The following is an 18,570-nucleotide window of genomic DNA, read 5'->3' on the forward strand; positions in this document are numbered from 1 at the left end:
CCATGCAGATCGAAAAACCCTCCGAAGCCGAGCTGGAACGATTGCGGCGGGGCGAGTTGCCGGACGGGAACATGTGGTGGTCCTGGTGGGGCGGGTTCCGCAATTTCGGGGACTGGATCGGCCCCTATCTCTATCGCAAGCGGACCGGCACCGATCCGCGATTCTGCGCGCCAGGTCATGTCCCCGAGGGGATCACCGTGCATTTCACCTGCGGCAGCATCATCCAGAAGATCCGCCGCAAGAACCGCGCCGAGATCTGGGGCAGCGGCATCAAGACGCCGGACGATTTCTTCATGCGGCCCAAGGCGGTTCACGCGGTTCGCGGGCCGCTGACGCAGCAGGTGATCGCGCGGCGCGGGTTCGATGTGCCGGACGTCATGGGCGATCCGGGGCTGTGTCTGCCGCATTTCTATCGGCCCGCGGATCCGGTCAAGACGCACCGGCTGGCGATCGTTCCGCATTTCTATGATTTGCCGTTCTGGCAGCGCAACATGGGGCTTTTGCCCGACGATGTGCGCATCATCGACCTGCGGCAGCCGGTCGAGCAGGTGGTGGACCATATTGCGGCAAGCGAGGCTGTGCTGTCGTCGTCGCTGCACGGGATCATCGAATCCCACGCCTATGGCGTTCCTTGCGGATGGCTGGCGTCGTTTTCCGCCGAGCTGATGGAAAACGATTTCAAGTTTCAGGATTATTTCAGGTCGGTCGGGATGGAGGGGATGACGCGAATCAAGATCCGCCTGCCCTTCGACAGCGCCGATTACCGGCAGGATCTGAGCCTGCCCGATGCCGACCTGACCGCGATCGGTGACAGGCTGCTGGCGGTGTGTCCGTTCTGAAGGGGCGGCGCGCGCCTCAGCGTTCGGCGACCAGATTGCGGCCGGCCGGGCGCGGGGTCGGGCGGGTGCGGCAGGGGGTTCGGCGGCGGGCTGGCTGGCGGGGCCGGTTCGGGCTGCGCCTGCGCGACCTGACGCAGCCTGGTCGAGGAGAACGGGACCGGCGTGGCGGGCAGGCGGTCCACGGACGCGCCTTGTGCGGCCAGACGGCGCAGCGCCTCGGCCCCCTTGCGCGCGGAGATCGCGATCGAGATCAGCGCCATGCACGCCCCGGCCAGCAGCAGCAGCGTCACAAGGCCCAGAACGCCGGCATAGATCGGCAGCGGCGGCACCACGTCCGATTGCGTCGCCAGCCTGACCACGGCAGCGATCAGCGCGACCAGCCCGACCAGAAACACGGCCGCCACCAGACGTTGAGTCCACTCCATCAGATCCGCCCGCATCGCACCCTCGTCCTTCGTTGCGCGTTTCGTCATGGGGTGCCACCGGCGGGGCCGCAATTCAAGCCGCCACCTCCCCTTTTGCGCTCACGCTCACGTGCGGCGTTGCATTGGATGGAACGGGTTTCAGCCGCGTTCGGCCAGACGCTCGACGGCTTCGGCTGTGCGGCGGGTGTTGTTGTAGATGCCCAGCCCCAGATAGATCATGCCGGCCATGACGGCGAGGTAGATCGCGCCGCCCAGCCAGACCAGCAATCCCTGCAGGATTCCGCCCTGCGGGCTGAACATCGCAACGAAGCCGCCAAAGAGAATTGCCGCGGCGCCGAGGATCACCACCGCGTTGACGATCCGCTCAAGCCACAGGATGAAAAAATCGCGCATGACCCGCCTCCTGAATACTCGCACGGAAGCGAGGGTGGCAGGCGGCCGCCAAGGCCGCAAGGTCAATAGGAATATTCGGCATAGATGCGGGACAGGTCGCCCTGCCATTCGCCGTGATATTTCTCCAGCAGCTCGTCGGCGGGGACGCGGCCCGTATCGACGCTTTCCTTCAGCGCGTTCAGGAAATGCGTCTCGTCCGCGATCATGCCGCCGGCGCCGGCGCGGGCGCGGTTCTTCAGCCCGGCTTCGGCGATGGCCACCACCTCGCGCGCCAGATCGTGCAGGCGGACGCCGTTCGCCTCGCCCTGCAACGCATCGCGGCCGGCGGCGCGGCGCAGCCCCTCGCGCGTGTCGTGGTCCCAGCCCTTGACCAGATCCCAGGCCGCATCCAGCGCGGTCTGGTCATAGGTCAGCCCGACCCACAGCGCCGGCAGCGCGCACAGCCGCCGCCACGGCCCGCCATCGGCGCCGCGCATCTCGATGAACTTCTTCACCCGCGCCTCGGGGAACACGGTGGTCAGGTGATCGGCCCAGTCCGACAGGGTGGGGATCTCGCCCGGCAGGGCGGGCAGGCGGCCGTTCAGGAAATCGCGAAAGGATTGTCCCAGCGCGTCGATATAGCGGCCGTCGCGATAGACGAAATACATCGGCACATCGAGGACGTAATCGACCCAGCGGTCATAGCCGAACCCGTCCTCGAACGCGAAGGGCAGCATGCCGGTGCGGGCGTCGTCCAGGTTCTGCCAGATATGGGCGCGCCAGCTTTTCATGCCGTTGGGCTTGCCGTCGAGGAACGGCGAATTGGCAAACAGCGCCGTCGCCACCGGTTGCAGCGCCAGCGCCACGCGCAGCTTCTGCACCATGTCGGGTTCCGAAGCGAAATCCAGATTCACCTGCACGGTGCAGGTGCGATACATCATCTGCTTGCCCAGCGTGCCGACGCGGTCCATGTAATCGGTCATCAGCCGATAGCGGCCCTTGGGCATCATCGGCATCTGGTCGCCCGACCAGATCGGCGCCGCGCCCAGCCCGATGAAGCCCGCGCCGATGCCGTCGGCCACCGCCTTCACCTCGGACAGGTGCTGGTTCACCTCGTCGCAGGTCTGGTGGATGTTTTCCAGCGGCGCGCCGGACAGTTCCAGCTGCCCGCCCGGTTCCAGGCTGACATTGGCGCCGTCGCGTTCCAGCCCGATGATGTTGCCCTGTTCCAGCACCGGCGACCAGCCGAAGCGTTCCTGCAACCCGGTCAGCATCGCCTTGATGGAACAGTCGCCGTCATAGGGCAGCGGCAGTTTTTCGGGTTTGCAATAGCCGAACTTCTCGTGCTCGGTGCCGATGCGCCACGCCTCGCGCGGTTTTTCGCCGGCTTCGATATAGGCGGCAAGCTGGTCGCGGCTTTCGATGGGGCCTCCGCCCTGCTGGGGAATGGACATGGTCGAGGCCTTTCGCGGATTGCGGGTCGGTCACAGGTGACAACAGGGGCCGGTCAAGTCAACCCGCGTCGGACGGGTCTGCGCCAAACGGTGCGCACCGCGTCGCTTTGATCCGCGACATGGGCCAGCGCCGCCGACACCTCGCCCATGTCAAGGCCGGGCAGCGCGGTAAAGGCATGGGCCAGCGCATCGGCGCCGGCGGCATCGACCGGGATCAGCAGCGCCTCGCCCGCGGCGTTGCGCAGCCGCCAGTGGCCGTGACCCTTCAGCCGCAGCAGGCGGATCTCGACCAGGTCGCGCAGCGCGATCTCTCCGCCCAGCGTGTGCGCGCCGTAAAAGCGGATCGCGCCCTCGACCACCTCGACCACGCCGGGCGCATCCACGGGGCGGCGAAACGGCAACCTGCGCCACGCGCCGACCAGCAGCGCGGCCCCGATCAGCACCACGAACGCGCCCAGCAGCAGAAAGAACCAGCCGCCGCGCAGGGCCAGCCACAGCCCGAAGGCCGACACCGCCAGCGCCGACAACGGCTCGGCCTGCCGGCGCAGCCAGTCGCGCAGGGCCGGGCGGATCATCGCCGCGCTGCGGGCGGTGCCGCGCGCCGCATTGTCAGCATCGTTGCCATCTGCGTTCCCTGCGGTTCCGCGCCGGGTTCCCTCCGCGCCGCATCCTTTCCGCGCCATGTGATACCCCTGCCCGCCCGCGCCGTCGAGGGGCGGCGCGGGAACGGTCTGCGGGGCGATCGCGCAGGGCTGGCGCAGGCGCAACCGGCATGTCACATCTGGGGTGCGCACCGCTCTTGCCGGTGCAGGATGGGACGATGCGATGAGCAGACCTGACACGAATCTGTGGCGCGTCAGCAGCGCCGAAACGCTTGCGGCGCCGGGGATCGCCGAGGATGCCAGCGCCGATCTGGTGATCATCGGCGGCGGCTTTACCGGCTGTTCCGCCGCGCTGGAGGCGGCGCGGCGCGGGGCGCGCGTGATCCTGCTGGAGGCGCGGACCATCGGGCATGGCGGATCGGGCCGGAACGTGGGCCTGGTCAATGCCGGGCTGTGGCTGCCGCCCGACGATGTGCTGGCCATCACCGGCGAGCGTGCCGGGCATCGGCTGCTGGGCGCGCTGGCAGAGGGGCCTGCGACGGTGTGGCGGATCATTGCGCGCGAGGACATCGACTGCGACCCGGTGCGGCGCGGCACGCTGCATCTGGCCCATGCGCCTGCCGGTCTGCGCGATCTGCGCCGCCGGCATCGGCAGGGCAACCGGCTGGGCGCGCCGGTGCAGTTGCTGGACGCCGCCGAAACCGCGCGCCGCGTCGGCAGCGCCTGTTTCCACGGCGCGCTGTGGGACCCGCGCGCGGGTACGATCCAGCCCCTGGCCTATTGCCGGGGTCTGGCGCGGGCCGCGCGCGCGGCCGGCGCGCGCCTGCACGAAAACGCGCAAGCGACCGCGATCCGGCATCAGGCCGGGGTCTGGCAGGTGGAAAGCGGCGGGCACCTTGTCCGCGCGCCCCTGCTGCTGATGGCCACGAACGCCTATCACGACGCGTTGTCGGGCAGCGCCGGGCCGCAATTCGTGCCGGTCAGCTTCAGCCAATTCGCGACCGCGCCGCTGCCCCCGGACCTGCGCCGCCGCATCCTGCCGGGCGGCGAGGGGTGCTGGGACACCGCCACGGTGATGACATCGCTGCGGATGGATCGCGACGGCCGGCTGATCCTGGGCGCCATCGGCAATGTCGAGGGGGCGGGCGGGCCGGTCCATGCGGCCTGGGCGCGGCGCAAGCTGCGGCGGCTGTTTCCGGAACTGGCGGGTCAGCCCTTCGCCAATGTCTGGCGCGGCCGGATCGCGATGACCGGCGATCACGTGCCCCGCATCGTCCGGCTTGGCCCCGGCGGGCTGAACGTCTTTGGCTATTCCGGTCGCGGCATCGCGCCCGGCACCGTGTTCGGCACCGCCGCCGCCGCGGCCCTGCTGGAGGGGGACGAGGATGCGCTGCCCCTGCCCGTCTCGGCCGCGCATGACGAGCGGATGACGGCGCTGCGCGGCATCTGTTACGAAACCGGCGCGACGCTGGCGCATCTGGCGGGGCCTGTGCCGTTCCGCTGACCGCGCCCGGCAGTCGATGCACAGGGGCCAGTCCCGGACTCCCGCGCCGGACGGGATCATCAGCCCTGTTCGGGGCGGTCGCGGACCAGCCCGGCGGTGGCGCTGCGCGCGGCGGGCTGATCCTCGGCCACGGCACCGCTTTCGACGATTTCGCGGGCCTCTTCCTCGTCGTCGTCCTCGATGGCGGGGGGGTCCTCTCCGGCCAGGAAATTGCCGAATTTTTCCCATCCGGGAACGTGGTCGGCCAGCACCCGCAGCACGACCAGCACCGGCACCGCGATCACCATGCCCAGCACCGACCACAGCCACGCCCACAGCGCGACGGCCAGAAACACCACGACCGTGTTCATCTGCAAGCGGCGCGAGACGAAATAGGGCGTGATCAACTGCCCCTCAAGCGCGGTCAGCGCCAGATAGGTGCCCGCCACCATCGCCGGCCAGAACAGGCCGGGCAGCATCACCAGCGCGACGATGGCAGCGATGGTGACGCCGGCGATCGCGCCCAGATAGGGGATGAAGTTCAGAACGAACGCGCCCAGCCCGAACAGCACCGCGCCGGGCATGCCCCACGCCCACATCGCCAGCCCCACGGCAAGGCCCAGACAGGCGTTGATGATCGTGATCGCGCCCAGATAGCTGCCCAGCGAATCCTCGATCTCGCGCAGGGCCAGATAGGCGCTGCGTTTCTCGCGCATGGAATCGAAGCTTTGCACGATCTTCAGATACAGCAGATCGCCCGACGCGATCATGAAGAACATCAGGATCAGGGTGAACAGCACCTGCCCCAGCAGCTGCGGCGTCAGTTTCAGCACCGTCTCGAACGTCGAATCGCCGTCTTCCTCGACCCGGATCGTGGGTTGTGCGGCGGCGTCCTCGTCCTCGGTCGCCTGCACGTCGTCGATCTTTTTCGCCGCCTGCTGGAATTCGCGCATCGATTCGCGGACGCGCTGGAATTTCTGTTCAAGCTGGGCGCTGATCGTCGGGATATTCTCGGCCGCGCGGTTGATCGGGCCGCTGGCGGTATAGGCAAACACCGTCACGGCGATCAGGATGCCAAGGGTGACGATGGCGGCGGTGACGACATCGGGGATGCCGCGACGTTCGTTGAACCGGCGCAGCGGGGTGAAGACGAAGAACAGCAGGATCGCCATCGTCACCGGCATCAGGAAATCGCGCGCGGCGGCGACGGCGGCAAATCCCAGAATCAGGAAGATGCCGACGACGGCCCAGTTGGCGACACCGCTGCCGCCCGCGCCCTCATCCGGGCTTCGGCGCGGGAAACGGTGACCGTCCCGTCGCTTCATCGGCAAATTCCCCCCTGCTGCCGCGCGATTATCGCTGTCGGCCGATCCGGAACGCCGCCTGCGGGCCGATTGTTCCGGCCCACCGCGGCGGTCCCGCGCTGTTCTGCCCGTGCGGGCGCAGCCGTCAGATCGGGTGATCGCCCGTGGCGTCGATCACCCGCGTGGGCAGGCCCATCCGGCCCAGAAGTTCCAGGAACGGGCGGGCCGGCATGTCCTCGACATTGACCATCCGGCCCACGTCCCAGCTTCCGCGCGCGATCAGGATGGCGGCGGCCACGGGCGGCACGCCGGCGGTATAGCTGATGCCCTGGCTGCCGACCTCGTCATACGCATCCTTGTGGTCGGCGACGTTGTAGATGAACACCTCGCCCTCGACCCCGTCGCGGCGGCCCCGGACCAGATCGCCGATGCAGGTCTTGCCGGTGTAGTCGGGCGCAAGGCTGGCCGGGTCGGGCAGCACCGCCTTGACGACCTTCAGCGGCACGACCTCCTGCCCCTCGGCGGTGGTGACGGGATGTTCGGACAGCAGGCCCAGATTCTTCAGCACGGTGAAGACGTTGATGTAGTGATCGCCGAAGCCCATCCAGAACCGCACATCGGCATCCTTGTACCGCGCCGACAGGCTGTGCACCTCGTCATGGCCGGAAAGATAGGCGGTGTGCTTGCCGATGACCGGCAAATCCCATTCGCGCCCGACCTCGAACATGGCGTTTTCCTGCCATTCGCCGTTCTGCCAGGAATAGACCGTGCCGGTGAATTCGCGGAAATTGATCTCGGGGTCGAAATTGGTCGCGAACCAGCGGCCGTGGCTGCCGGCGTTGACGTCCACGATGTCGATGCTGTCGATCCGGTCGAAATACTCATCCTCGGCGAATCGTGCATAGGCGTTCACGACGCCGGGATCGAACCCGGCACCCAGAACGGCGGTGATGCCCGCCTTTTCGACATCCTCGCGGCGCTTCCATTCGTAATTGGCGTACCAGGGCGGCGTTTCGCAGACCTTGGCCGGGTCCTCGTGGATGGCGGTGTCGATATAGGCGGCGCCGGCGCGGATGCAGCCTTCCAGCACAGTCATGTTGATGAAGGCCGTGCCCACATTGATGACGATCCTCGCGTCGGTCTTGCGGATCAGCGCCTCGACCGCATCGGCATCCATGGCGTCCAGCGCGTGGCTGGTGAAGGGCATCTTGTGGCCCTTGTCGCGCAGGCTGTCCACGATGGCGTCGGCGCGCGCCTTGGTGCGGTTGGCGATGTTCAGATCGCCGAATTCCGCCGCCCATTGCGCGACCTTGTGCGCCGTCACTTGCGCGACGCCGCCCGCGCCGATGATGAGGAGGTTCTTCTTGGCCAATTCAGACTCCTTTCACAGGGAAAGAGGGGTCACAGGGTTAAGCGGGACGCCCTAGGACAGGCTGGATTTGTATTCGTCATAGGAAAAGCTGCGGACGGTGCGGATCGTTCCGTCCTCTTCCCGGATCGCGATGGCGGGCATGGCGACGCCGTTGAACCAGTTCTTCTTGACCATCGTATAGCCTGCCGCGTCCGCGATGCCGATGCGGTCCCCGATCTTCAGCGGACGGGCGAAACGCGCATCGCCGAAAATATCGCCCGCAAGACAGGTCTTGCCGGCGATCTGGTATTCGTGCGGGCCGTCCTGCGGCAGCTTGGCCGTCTCGCGATAGATCAGCAGATCCAGCATATGCGCCTCGATGCTGCTGTCCACGATCGCCACCTGCTTGCCGTTGTCGATCAGGTCCAGAACGCTGACCTGCAGCGTGGTGGTGCCGGTGATGCTGGCCTCGCCCGGTTCCAGATAGACCTGCACGCCGTGTTTCTGGCTGAACGCGGCCAGCCGGTCGGCCAGCCGGTCCAGCGGATAGCCGTCGCCGGTGAAATGGATGCCGCCGCCCAGGCTGACCCAGTCCAGCCTTTGCAGGATGTCGCCGAATTCGGATTCGATGCGGCCAAGCTGGTGGTCGAACAGGTCGAAATCCGCGTTCTCGCAGTTATAGTGGATCATCACGCCGCTGATCCGGTCCATGGCGGCGTCAAGCCGCGCGATGTCCCATTCGCCCAGGCGGCTGAACGGGCGCGCCGGGTCGGCCAGATCGAAGCCGCTGGTGGAAAAACGCGGGTTCAGCCGCAGCCCGGTGGCGATGCCGCCAGCCTTGCCGACAAAGCGGTCCAGCTGGCCCAGGCTGTTGAAGATGATCTTGTCGGCATGGGACACCGCCTCGTCGATCTCGTGATCGGCCCAGGCGACGGAATAGGCGTGGGTTTCCTTGCCGAACTCCTCGGCGCCCAGACGCAATTCATACAGCGACGACGAGGTGGTGCCGTCCATGTAGTCGCGCATCAGGTCGAACACCGACCAGGTCGCAAAGCATTTCAGTGCCAGCAACGCCCGCGCGCCCGAGCGGTCGCGCAGCCGCGCGATCTTTTCCATGTTGGCGCGCAGCAGGGATTTGTCGATCAGATAGAAGGGGGTCTGCGGCTGCGTCATGCTGATCCTTGGGGCAAAGACCGTGGGGGCGAAAGCGGAAGGCCCGATATAGCCACGCCGGCCCCTGTCCGCAAGCGAAGGGGGGTGCAGGGCCGCTGCCGGGCGGGTGTCGGGGTCAGTCCCGAAGGCTGGCGGCAAGACGCCGGAATTCGCGTTTCAGCAGATCCATCTCGGCCCGCAGGGCCGAGATTTCGGCGGCCAGATCCTGATCCAGCGGCTTGCCCGCCGCCAGCGTCACGCGGTCCAGACGCTGCGACGCGGCGCTGACCGGCGCGCCGGGTTCGCCCGGATCGGCCACCAGGACCAGCGTCGCCACACCGTCCGAGATCAGCGAGGCGGGCAGGTCCAGCCGCACCCGGCAATCGCCGTCGGCGCTGTCGGTCAGGCTTGCCTCGGCCACCACCTCGCCCAGGCAGGTCGCGCAGATACGGGCGGGGCGCGGATCGCCGCGCAGAACGCCGGACCAGACGCCGCCCCTGATGCCGTGGCTTTCGAAAATCGGCATGGATCGTCCCTATATCTCGGCGCGGGAATGGCGCGACAGAACCGCGTCGCTCAGCGTGACGGCGTTCATGTAGGGCGCCTCGAACAGCAGGTCCAGCCAGACCTTGTCCACCGCGCGGTCCGACAGATCGGCAAAGCCCAGATCGAATTCGACCGTGCGCGCGCAGTCGCGCCCCTCGACCGGATCGCCCAGCTGGCGCAGGACGGTTTCGGTGTTCGGACCCTGCGCGATGTTCAGCCGGGCATAGATCCGGATGGCGCGTTCCGATTGCAGCAGCGCGTCCAGCCGGACGATGCGATGGCGGTCGAAGCCCTGCCGCGCATCGGGCGGCACGGCAAGCGCCAGCGACAGATAACTGCCCGAGAATCCCAGCATCTCCAGCGTCAGGCAATAGGGCGCCAGATCGGTGGCCCGGCGGTTGCGGCGCTGGCGCAGGATCAGCGCGCGGTGGGGGCAGTCGTGAAACAGCGTCACCTCGTCCCCCAAGGGCTGGCCGTCGGCGGGCGCGGACAGCGTGTCGGGCGAGATCCGGCCGCGCAGCATCAGCGGACGCCACTGCCAGTCGGTGCCGGGCGGCAGGACGGCCAGCGAGGCACCGCCGCCGCGCGGCAGGCGCGAATCCGACAGTTGCAGGAACCGCGTCAGCGACCGGTGCAGCGCCGCCGCCTGATCGCGCAGGTCCGGCGGCGGCACGCGGTTGCGCCGGGCCAGCGCATCGGCCTGCGCGTCCCAGTGGCGCACGGCCCGGTCGCGCAGCCGCCGCGACAGCCAGTCCTGGGCCTTGCCCGCCATCGCTGTCTACTGATCCATGTAGATATGGGTTTCCGCCGCCGCGCCGGGATGCGTCACCGCCCCCCAGCGCGCGCCGCCGACAAGCTGCGCGTATTTCCACAGCGCCCCGGCGGCGTAATCGGTCGGCCGCGCCCCGGACCAGTCTTCCTTGCGGGCGGCCAGTTCGTCGTCGGACAGATCGACGCTGATCTGTCCCTTGACCGCGTCGATGGTGATCCTGTCGCCGTTGCGCAGCAGCGCGATGGGTCCGCCATGCGCGGCCTCGGGCCCGACATGGCCGACGCAGAAGCCGCGCGTGGCGCCCGAGAAGCGTCCGTCGGTGATCAGCGCGACCTTCTTGCCCATGCCCTGCCCCGACAGCGCGGCGGTGGTGGCCAGCATCTCGCGCATGCCCGGCCCGCCTGCCGGCCCCTCGTTGCGGATCACGATGACCTCGCCTTCGCGGTATTCGCGGCGCTGGACGGCGGCGAACGCCTCTTCCTCGGATTCGAAGACCCGCGCCGGGCCGGAGAAGACCTGATCCTCGGCCTTCATGCCGGCGACCTTCACGATGGCGCCGTCCGGCGCCAGATTGCCCTTCAGCCCGACGACGCCCCCGGTCCTGGACAGCGGCGTGGCGGCGGGGTGGATCACCTTGCCGTCCACCTCGCGGTCGACGCGGTCCAGTTCCTCGCCGATGGTGCGGCCGGTGGCGGTCATGCAATCCTCGTGGATCAGGCCGGCGTTGCGCAGCTCGCGCATCACCACCGGCACGCCGCCGGCCTCGTACAGATCCTTGGCGACATATTCGCCGCCCGGCCGCAGGTTCACGAAATAAGGCGTGTCGCGGAAGATGTCGCAGACGTCGAACAGGTCGAAATCGATCCCGGCCTCGTGGGCGATGGCGGGCAGGTGCAGACCGGCATTGGTCGATCCGCCGGTGCAGGCCACCACGCGCGCCGCGTTTTCCAGCGATTTTCGCGTGACCACGTCGCGGGCGCGGATGTTCTTCTCGATCAGCGCCATCACCGCCTCGCCCGAGGCCAGGCCGTATTGATCGCGGGATTCATAGGGTGCGGGCGCGCCGGAACTGTTGGGCAGCGCCAGCCCGATCGCCTCGGACACGCAGGCCATGGTGTTGGCGGTGTATTGCCCGCCGCAGGCCCCGGCCGAGGGGCAGGCGACCCGTTCCAGGATGTCCAGCTCGGCATCCGACATGTTGCCGGCCTGATGCTGGCCCACCGCCTCGAACACGTCCTGCACCACCACGTCGCGCCCGTTCAGCCGGCCCGGCAGGATCGAGCCGCCATAGATGAAGACCGACGGCACGTTCAGCCGCACCATCGCCATCATCATCCCCGGCAGCGACTTGTCGCAGCCGGCAAGCCCCACCAGCGCGTCATAGCAATGCCCGCGCATGGTCAGTTCCACCGTGTCGGCAATCGCATCGCGGCTGGCAAGGCTGGACCGCATCCCCTCGTGCCCCATGGCGATGCCGTCGGTGACGGTGATGGTGGTGAATTCGCGCGGGCAACCGCCGCCCTTCTTCACGCCCTGCTTGACCGATTGCGCCTGCCGGTTCAGCGCGATGTTGCACGGCGCGGCCTCGTTCCAGCAGGTCGCGACGCCGACCCAGGGGCTGTGGATCTCGTCCTCGGAAATCCCCATCGCATAGAAATAGCTGCGATGCGGCGCGCGGGCCGGACCCTCGGTGACATGGCGGCTGGGAAGGCGGGCCTTGTCGAAGCGTTCGTTCTTCATCGTGTTCCCCCGGTGATGCGGTTCGCCTTGGGAATAGACCGCCCCGCGCAGCGGAACAAGCGTCAGGCGACCAGCGCGTCCAGCCGGGCGGCGCAGATGAAGTCGTTTTCGGTCGGCCCGCCGGCGGCGTGGGTGGTAAAGCTGACCTGGCAATAACCCCAGCCGAAGGCGATGTCGGGGTGGTGACCCTGCTTGTTGCCCAGCCACGCGGCCAGATTCGCCATCTCGACCGCTTTCAGGAATCCCTTGAACTCGAACCGGCGGGATATGGTGCTGCCATCCGCCGACAGGCTCCAGCCGTCCAGCCGGTCCAGCATGTCCTGGGCCTGCTGCCGGTCATAGGGGGCGATGTCGCCCGTGCAGGGCTGGCAGGTTTTCGCGGCCAGATAGTCGGTCATGTCGCTTGTCCTTTCCCCATGGTTCGGCGGCGCGGCACCGATTGCAGCCAGCAGACCCCGTCCCGCCCCGCCGCGCAAGTCTTGGGTTGCCGTCACAGCAGCGGAGAGGCCAGCGCCAGCAGGTTGTTTCTCAGCCGGCGCAGCACGCTCCAGTTCCGCACCTCGTTCAGGGTGATCCCGTCCGCGCGGTCCAGATAGCTGTCCTGCCGCGCGTCGATTTCGGCCACCAGCCCCTGATCGAAGATCGCCATGTTGACCTCGTAGTTCAACTCGAAGCTGCGGCGATCCAGATTGGCGCTGCCGACCATCGCCATCCGCCCGTCCACGGTCATGATCTTGGCATGCAGAAGACCGGGCCGGAACAGGCGCAGCTGCACGCCGGCGGCCAGCAAGCCGTAATAAAACCCCTCGCTGGTCGCGCCGACCACCAGCGAATCGTTGCGCGCGGGCAGGATCATCGTCACCTCGACCCCGCGCCGCGCGGCCGCGCGGATGGCGGCGTCCAGCGCGACATCGGGCACGTAATAGGGCGTGGTGATGACCACCCGTTCGCGCGCGGCATGCAGCATCCCCGACAGGCAGTCCGACACGCTGCCCGCGCGCCGGTCCGGGCCGGTGGCGACGATCTGCGCCGTCACGCCGGGCGTGTCCACCGGATCGACCGTCTTCAGCATGTCGCCCAGATCGCGACCGGTATAGCTCATCCAGTCGCCCAGAAAGACCGATTGCAACTGCCGCACCGCCGGCCCCTCGACCGAGAACAGCACATCGACCCAGGGCGCGAAACGCGGCTTCACGGCAAAGGCCATGTCCGCGCAGTTGCGGCTGCCGGTAAAGGCGATGCGGTTGTCGACCACCAGGATCTTGCGATGGTTGCGCAGATCCAGCCGGCGAAACAGGACGCTGATGAACGGCAGGCCCCACGGAAAGGCGGTCACGCATTCCGCCCCCGCCTCGCGCATCTGCCGCCATTGCGGCGCGCGGACCAGCGCGCGCGAGCCCAGCGCATCGACGATCACCCGGCAGGCGACGCCGCGGCGCGCGGCGCGTTCGACCGCCTCGGCGACCTTGGTGCCGCTGTGGTCGGGCAGCCAGATATAGAACACGATATGGACATGGTCGCGGGCGCGGTCGATGGCATCGACCAGCCGGTCGATCGCCGCGTCATCCTCGTCCAGCAGGACGATGCGGTTGCCCGACAGCGCGTCCATCCCGCCCACCGCGGCGTTGGCGGCCACCACCGGACGGGCGAAATTCGGCGGGTCGGCGACGACCTCGGGGCTGGGGATGCGCAGCCCGGTCAGACGGTCGCGCACATCGGCCATGCGCTGCACCTCGGCCTGGTTCATCCGCACCTCGCCGAACAGCAGATAGGCCACGATGCCGGCCAGCGGCACCGCCTCGATCACCATGATCCAGGCCAGCCGCACCGACGGGTCCAGCCGCGGCCGGATCAGCACGCGCGCGATGAACCCCAGGGTCAGGGCCGTGTGCATCAGGAACAGGAAGGTCGTCCACATGGCGCGCATCATCCGCGCCGGACCCGGCAATTGCAATTCCCCGCGGCCCGGCCTATCTGGGGCCTGACACAGGCAGGGACGCCGCCGATGAACTGGATCACAAATTACGTCCGCCCGCGCATCAATTCGCTGTTCTCGCGCCGCGAAGTGCCCGAGAACCTGTGGACCAAATGCCCCGAATGCGGGACCATGCTGTTTCACCGCGAATTGTCGGACAATCTGAACGTCTGCACCAATTGCGACCACCATTTGCCGATCAGCCCGCGCGACCGCTTTGCGGCGCTGTTCGACGGCGGCGCCTTTGTCGAGGTCAAGGTGCCTGACCCGGTCGCCGATCCGCTGCAGTTCCGCGACCAGAAGAAATATCCCGACCGGTTGCGCGCCGCCCAGAAAGCCACCGGCGAGAAAGAGGCGATGCTGGTCGCCGAGGGCGAGATCGGGCGCACCCCCATCGTCGCCGCGGCGCAGGATTTCAGCTTCATGGGCGGCTCGATGGGGATGTATGTCGGCAACGCCATCATCGCCGCCGCCGAACGCGCGCTGCGGCGGAAACGGCCGCTGGTGCTGTTCTCGGCCGCCGGCGGCGCGCGCATGCAAGAGGGGATCCTCAGCCTGATGCAGATGCCGCGCACCACCGTCGCGGTCGAGATGCTGCGCGAGGCCGGGCTGCCCTATGTCGTGGTGCTGACGCATCCGACCACGGGCGGGGTCACCGCCTCCTACGCGATGCTGGGCGATGTCCAGATCGCGGAACCGAACGCGCTGATCTGCTTTGCCGGCCCGCGGGTGATCGAACAGACCATCCGCGAAAAACTGCCCGAAGGGTTCCAGCGCGCCGAATACCTGCTGGAACACGGGATGCTGGACCGGGTGACGCATCGCAGCGCCCTGCGCGACGAGCTGGTGTCGATCCTGCGGATGCTGGGCCGGCTGCCCGCCCCGACCAAGGCCGATCTTCCGCCCCCCGCCCCCTCGGCCGCGCCCGCCATCGAGGTCAAGGCCGACGCGAAGACCCGCACCCCGGAAAAGACCGGCGCGGCCAGGGCCGGCTGACCGGGTCTCTTCGGTGTCGAAATATCCTCGGGGGTCCGGGGGCAGACAGCCCCCGGCGTTGCGATCATGAGCCATTCGGACGCCATTCTCGACCGCCTGATGTCGCTGCACCCCAAGGTGATCGACCTGTCGCTGGACCGGATGGAACGGCTGCTGGCGGCCCTCGGCCATCCCGAACGCGCCATCCCGCCGGTGATCCATATCGCCGGCACCAACGGCAAGGGCAGCACGCTGGCGATGATCCGCGCCGGGCTGGAGGCCGGGGGGGCGCGGGTCCATGCCTATACATCGCCCCATCTGGCGCGTTTTCACGAACGCATCCGGCTTGCCGGCACCCTGATCGCCGAGGCCGATCTGGCCGCCGCGCTGGAAGAATGCGAAACCGCCAATCGCGGCCTGCCGATCACCTATTTCGAGATCACGACGGCCGCCGCGTTTCTGGCATTCTCGCGCGTGCCCGCCGATGTCACCCTGCTCGAGGTCGGGCTGGGCGGGCGGCTGGACGCCACGAACGTGATCGCCGCGCCCGAACTGACCGTCATCACCCCGGTCAGCATCGACCACACGCAGTTTCTGGGCGACACGCTGCCGCTGATCGCGGCGGAAAAGGCCGGCATCATCAAGCCGCGCATTCCCTGCGTCGTCGGCCCGCAAGAGGATGCCGCCCTGCGCGTGATCGAGGCGCGGGCCTCGGGGCTGACGGCGCCGCTGTTCGTCCATGGCCAGCACTGGCATGTGGCGCCCGAACGCGACGGGATCGTGTTTCAGGACGAAACCGGGCTGTGGGATCTGCCCGCGCCGTCGCTGATCGGCCCGCACCAGATCGGCAATGCCGGAACCGCGCTGGCCGCGCTGCGGATGCTGGGCGCCACGCACGATCAGGCCCGCGCCGCCGTCACCCGCGCCGAATGGCCGGCAAGGATGCAGCGCCTGGCGCACGGCAAGCTGATCCGCGCCGCCGGCCAGCAGGCGGAGTTGTGGCTGGATGGCGGCCACAACCCGGCCGGGGGACGCGCGCTGGCCCAGACGCTGGCCGCTCTGCCGCCGCGCCCGACCCATCTGGTCTGCGGGATGCTGAACACCAAGGATGTCGCCGGCTATCTGCGCGCGCTGGCGCCGCATGTCGAAAGCCTGACCGCCATCGACATCCCGGACGAGCCGAACACCCTGCCCGCCGCCGACACGGCCCGGCTTGCGCGCGAGGCCGGAATCCCCGCCCGGACCGCGACCGACACGACGGCCGCCGTCGCGGGCATCGCGCAGACCGAACCGGCGGCGCGGATCCTTGTCTGCGGCTCGCTGTATCTTGCGGGGCGCGTGCTGCGCGAAAACGGCTGAATCGCCGCAGGGGGCGCCGGACGGGGCCGGACCACCTGCCGAAAACGGCAAGGATTGGCGGCAAATTCAGGCTGCGGCGCGATCCTGCCCTTGCTATGCTGCGTCTGGCGCATTTTCGGGCGGTTCATGGCGGTCACGGATATCAGGCTTTACCAGACGCGGGTCCGGAACGGGATCGTTCAGGGCGATTCGACGCCGCTGTCGTTTTCGATCGATGAGAACGACGACGGCGCCATCGACCGCCGCGACTGGAGCGCCTTTACCGGCCAGCCGTTCCGCCTGACGGAAGACCAGACCGTCCCGCCGATGCTGTTTTCGGCCCAGACCGGCAGAACCGATACCGGCACGCTGTATGCACAGGACGCCTATCGCGACGGGCAGGATATCGGCGAGATGCTGTCCGGGCTGCACTCCGCCCGATCCTCGCCCCGGATCAGCGATCTGAACATCTGCTTTCTGGCCGGCACGATGATCGCGACGCCGCAGGGCGAGGTGCCGGTCGAGGCATTGCGGCCGGGCGATCCGGTCCTGACCCGCGATCACGGCCCGCAAATGCTGATCTGGACCCACGCGACTCCTGTGACGCAAGCCGATCTGGATCTGACCCCGAACAAGCGGCCCGTGCGGATCGGTGCGTCGGCCCTGGGGGCGGGCCTGCCGCGTCGCGATACCGATGTCTCGCCGCAGCATCGCGTGGTCGTGACCGATGCCGGGGGCGCGGAATACCTGATCTCGGCCCGTCACCTGATGATGGCCGGCACGCCCGGCGTCACGCTGCGCCCGCCCGGCGGCGATTTCCGGCTGGTTCACATCGCCTTTGCCACGCACGAGATCGTGCTTGCCGAGGGCGCGCCGATGGAATCGTTCTATACCGGCAGGATGGCGGTGCGCGCGCTGTCGGTGCCGCAACGGCTTGGCCTGATCGCGTGTTTTCCGCAGATCGCTTATGGCAGCAACCCGATGACGCCGGCCCGGCCGTTCATCAAGCATCGCGACTATGCAAGGATGCGCGCCGAAATGGCCCTGGACTGAAGGCCGCATCAGCCGCGCTCAGCCATCCTTGGGCGATGCGCCCCAGTCGGCGTCCTGCATCTCGCGCAGGCGGCTGGCCGTGCGTTCGAACTCGAAACTGCCCTCGCCTTCGTTATACAGCTGTTCGGGATCGTCCGCGGCGCTGGCGATCAGGCGCACCCCGGCCTCGTAGATCGCGTCGATCAGCGTGACGAACCGCTTGGCCTCGTTATAGTTCGACGCCGACAGGCGCGGAATCCCGTCGATCATCAGCACCCGCACCTCGCGCGCCAGGGCCAGGTAATCCGCAGGCCCCAAGGGTCTGCCGCACAATTCCCAGAACCCGGACCGTGCGACGCCATTCGCGAATGCCGGCAGTTCCACCGTCCGGCCGCGCATCTGGATCTGGTGCGGCCGAGGCGCGGCCCCGTCGGTCAGATCGGCCCAGATCGCGTCCATCGCCGCGCGCGCCTGCGCATCGGCGGGGCTGAACCAGACCTGCCCGCCGCCGGTGCGGCCCTGCCGGTGATCGGTCTCGCTGTCCAGACAGACCACCTTCATGCGCTCGCGGATCAACTCGATGAAGGGCAGGAACAATTGCCGGTTCAGCCCGTGCTTGTACAGATCTTCGGGCACCCGGTTCGAGGTGGTGACGACCGCTACCCCCTGATCGAACAGCACCTGGAACAGCCGTCCCACGATCATCGCATCGGCGATGTCGGTGATCTGCATTTCGTCGAAACACAGCAGCCGCACGGTTCGCGCGACCTCCATCGCGACGGGCTTGACCGCGTCCTGTTCGTGACGCTTGCGCGCCGCCTCCAGCCCGGCCTGGATCTCTTGCATGAATTCGTGGAAATGGACGCGCCGCGTCTGTCCGCCATCGGCAGCGGCCTGCGCCAGCAGGTCCATCAGCATGGATTTGCCGCGTCCGACGCCGCCCCACAGATACAGACCCTGCGGACCCGGGGCGGGCGCGTGCGAGGCCGGATTGCCCACGCCCAGAAACGCCCGCCACGCCGAGCGCGGCTTGTGCCGTGCGGCATCGGGCGCGGCCGCCGTGTCGGCCAGCACGCGGTCCAGTTCCGGCAGCACCGCCTGTTGCGCAGGATCGGGCCGGATCTGGCCCTGCGCCACCTTCTGCCTGTAAAGTTCGCTGACCTTGCCCATCGCCACGCACCTGCCACAGGCGCCGATCCCGCCGCAAGAT

At 68.1% G+C, this 18,570-nt stretch carries 18 protein-coding genes; 5 read left to right on the forward strand and 13 right to left on the reverse strand.

Annotated elements, in window-relative coordinates; translation table 11 throughout:
* Nucleotides 1–2 precede the first annotated feature (2 nt).
* A complete protein-coding gene (locus tag JHW45_RS16370) occupies nucleotides 3–839 on the forward strand; it encodes a polysaccharide pyruvyl transferase family protein (protein WP_272858644.1) in 837 nt (278 codons plus the stop codon).
* On the opposite strand, the gene JHW45_RS16375 is transcribed toward JHW45_RS16370, so the two are convergent.
* The 4 genes from JHW45_RS16375 to JHW45_RS16390 form a co-directional block, all read right to left on the reverse strand.
* A complete protein-coding gene (locus JHW45_RS16375) occupies nucleotides 761–1,312 on the reverse strand; it encodes a hypothetical protein (protein ID WP_272858645.1) in 552 nt (183 codons plus the stop codon). The genes JHW45_RS16370 and JHW45_RS16375 overlap by 79 nt on opposite strands.
* Before the next feature lie 90 nt (nucleotides 1,313–1,402).
* On the reverse strand, nucleotides 1,403–1,657 hold the full coding sequence (locus JHW45_RS16380) for a hypothetical protein (protein WP_272858646.1): 255 nt from the start codon (nucleotides 1,655–1,657) through the stop codon (nucleotides 1,403–1,405).
* Nucleotides 1,658–1,719: 62 nt separating this feature from the next.
* Complete coding sequence (locus JHW45_RS16385) at nucleotides 1,720–3,090, reverse strand: glutamate--cysteine ligase (protein ID WP_272858647.1); 1,371 nt, start codon at nucleotides 3,088–3,090, stop codon at nucleotides 1,720–1,722.
* Between the two features lie 53 nt (nucleotides 3,091–3,143).
* Nucleotides 3,144–3,665: a hypothetical protein gene (locus JHW45_RS16390; RefSeq protein WP_272858648.1), complete on the reverse strand. Its 522-nt coding sequence runs from the start codon at nucleotides 3,663–3,665 to the stop codon at nucleotides 3,144–3,146.
* Between the two features lie 250 nt (nucleotides 3,666–3,915).
* Here JHW45_RS16390 and JHW45_RS16395 point away from each other — a divergent pair, with 250 nt between their 5' ends.
* A complete protein-coding gene (locus JHW45_RS16395; RefSeq protein ID WP_272858649.1) occupies nucleotides 3,916–5,196 on the forward strand; it encodes an NAD(P)/FAD-dependent oxidoreductase in 1,281 nt (426 codons plus the stop codon).
* A 59-nt stretch (nucleotides 5,197–5,255) separates the two neighbouring features.
* Here the strand turns inward: JHW45_RS16395 and JHW45_RS16400 are convergent, their stop codons facing one another.
* The 8 genes from JHW45_RS16400 to cls all read right to left on the reverse strand — a co-directional run bounded on the left by JHW45_RS16400 (nucleotide 5,256) and on the right by cls (nucleotide 13,958).
* Nucleotides 5,256–6,500 carry an AI-2E family transporter gene (locus tag JHW45_RS16400; protein ID WP_272858650.1) on the reverse strand — a complete coding sequence of 415 codons (1,245 nt, stop codon included), beginning with the start codon at nucleotides 6,498–6,500 and terminating at the stop codon, nucleotides 5,256–5,258.
* Nucleotides 6,501–6,624: 124 nt separating this feature from the next.
* Nucleotides 6,625–7,851 (reverse strand): saccharopine dehydrogenase family protein, encoded by a 1,227-nt coding sequence (locus tag JHW45_RS16405; protein WP_272858651.1) that lies wholly within the window; start codon nucleotides 7,849–7,851, stop codon nucleotides 6,625–6,627.
* 51 nt (nucleotides 7,852–7,902) lie between these two features.
* Nucleotides 7,903–9,003: a carboxynorspermidine decarboxylase gene (locus tag JHW45_RS16410; RefSeq protein ID WP_272858652.1), complete on the reverse strand. Its 1,101-nt coding sequence runs from the start codon at nucleotides 9,001–9,003 to the stop codon at nucleotides 7,903–7,905.
* 115 nt (nucleotides 9,004–9,118) lie between these two features.
* On the reverse strand, nucleotides 9,119–9,508 hold the full coding sequence (locus JHW45_RS16415) for a hypothetical protein (protein ID WP_272858653.1): 390 nt from the start codon (nucleotides 9,506–9,508) through the stop codon (nucleotides 9,119–9,121).
* 9 nt (nucleotides 9,509–9,517) lie between these two features.
* Nucleotides 9,518–10,300 carry a DUF6478 family protein gene (locus JHW45_RS16420; protein WP_272858654.1) on the reverse strand — a complete coding sequence of 261 codons (783 nt, stop codon included), beginning with the start codon at nucleotides 10,298–10,300 and terminating at the stop codon, nucleotides 9,518–9,520.
* Between the two features lie 6 nt (nucleotides 10,301–10,306).
* Complete coding sequence (gene ilvD, locus JHW45_RS16425) at nucleotides 10,307–12,040, reverse strand: dihydroxy-acid dehydratase (RefSeq protein ID WP_272858655.1); 1,734 nt, start codon at nucleotides 12,038–12,040, stop codon at nucleotides 10,307–10,309.
* 62 nt (nucleotides 12,041–12,102) lie between these two features.
* Entirely contained in the window at nucleotides 12,103–12,438 is a 336-nt protein-coding gene (locus tag JHW45_RS16430; protein WP_272858656.1) for a 4a-hydroxytetrahydrobiopterin dehydratase, read from the reverse strand.
* Nucleotides 12,439–12,530: 92 nt separating this feature from the next.
* The gene (gene cls, locus JHW45_RS16435; RefSeq protein ID WP_272858657.1) at nucleotides 12,531–13,958 is read right to left on the reverse strand and encodes a cardiolipin synthase; all 1,428 of its coding nucleotides are present in this window, start codon (nucleotides 13,956–13,958) and stop codon (nucleotides 12,531–12,533) included.
* A gap of 87 nt (nucleotides 13,959–14,045) precedes the next feature.
* Between cls and accD the strand changes: the two genes are divergently transcribed.
* From accD to JHW45_RS16450, 3 genes are all read left to right on the forward strand, one after another.
* Nucleotides 14,046–15,011, forward strand: a complete 966-nt coding sequence (gene accD, locus JHW45_RS16440; RefSeq protein WP_272858658.1) for an acetyl-CoA carboxylase, carboxyltransferase subunit beta — start codon at nucleotides 14,046–14,048, stop codon at nucleotides 15,009–15,011.
* 66 nt (nucleotides 15,012–15,077) lie between these two features.
* Nucleotides 15,078–16,349 carry a bifunctional folylpolyglutamate synthase/dihydrofolate synthase gene (locus tag JHW45_RS16445; protein ID WP_272858659.1) on the forward strand — a complete coding sequence of 424 codons (1,272 nt, stop codon included), beginning with the start codon at nucleotides 15,078–15,080 and terminating at the stop codon, nucleotides 16,347–16,349.
* Nucleotides 16,350–16,475: 126 nt separating this feature from the next.
* On the forward strand, nucleotides 16,476–17,381 hold the full coding sequence (locus JHW45_RS16450; protein WP_272858660.1) for a Hint domain-containing protein: 906 nt from the start codon (nucleotides 16,476–16,478) through the stop codon (nucleotides 17,379–17,381).
* Between the two features lie 18 nt (nucleotides 17,382–17,399).
* On the opposite strand, the gene zapE is transcribed toward JHW45_RS16450, so the two are convergent.
* Complete coding sequence (gene zapE, locus JHW45_RS16455; RefSeq protein ID WP_272858661.1) at nucleotides 17,400–18,530, reverse strand: cell division protein ZapE; 1,131 nt, start codon at nucleotides 18,528–18,530, stop codon at nucleotides 17,400–17,402.
* Nucleotides 18,531–18,570: the final 40 nt, after the last annotated feature.

The organism is Paracoccus stylophorae, assembly GCF_028553765.1.
GTDB classification, from domain to species: Bacteria; Pseudomonadota; Alphaproteobacteria; order Rhodobacterales; family Rhodobacteraceae; genus Paracoccus; species Paracoccus stylophorae.